Here is a 491-nt window from a genome sequence, read left to right on the forward strand (position 1 = left end):
CCTCACCCTGGACATGCAATTCAAGAAGAGCGAAACCATGGGGGAGGTGCTTGCCCTGGCCCTGGACTTCGTCAAGCGGAACTACCAGGACGTCAGTATGAAACAGATTATCGAACGGAAAATCGAGATTTGATTCCGGGGAGTACGCAAAACCTCCCTGTAAAGGGTGCCGCGTAATATGCCGGAACCCGAAAGGTTGGCGGATCAGCTCTTCTGTTCCCGGTTAAAGTACACCAGGTAGTAGTACATCTGCCGCTCCTCGTCCCAGCCTTTTTCGACGAATTTCTCGGCCGAATCCGGGTTGTAGAAGTTTAGTTTGATCTGGATATTGGTATCCAGGACGATGACGTTTTTGATCTTCTTCCGGGAATCGCTTACCGCCTTGTTGGCAATCTGGAAGTTCGAAACGTCCTCGATACTGTACTTGGGCCCTTTCTCGGTTTTGTAATGTTTGAATTCCGGGATAAGTTCCGGGTTGTCCATCACCTCGT

General features: G+C 50.3%; 1 pseudogene. It reads right to left on the minus strand.

The features are described from left to right. Window positions 1–204 precede the first annotated feature (204 nt). Window positions 205–491, minus strand: a pseudogene (locus tag ACRHNM_RS16210) (nucleoid-associated protein); the annotation flags it as partial.

This window comes from Psychroserpens mesophilus, from assembly GCF_050617655.1.
In the GTDB taxonomy this organism is placed as follows: Bacteria; Bacteroidota; Bacteroidia; order Flavobacteriales; family Flavobacteriaceae; genus Psychroserpens; species Psychroserpens mesophilus_A.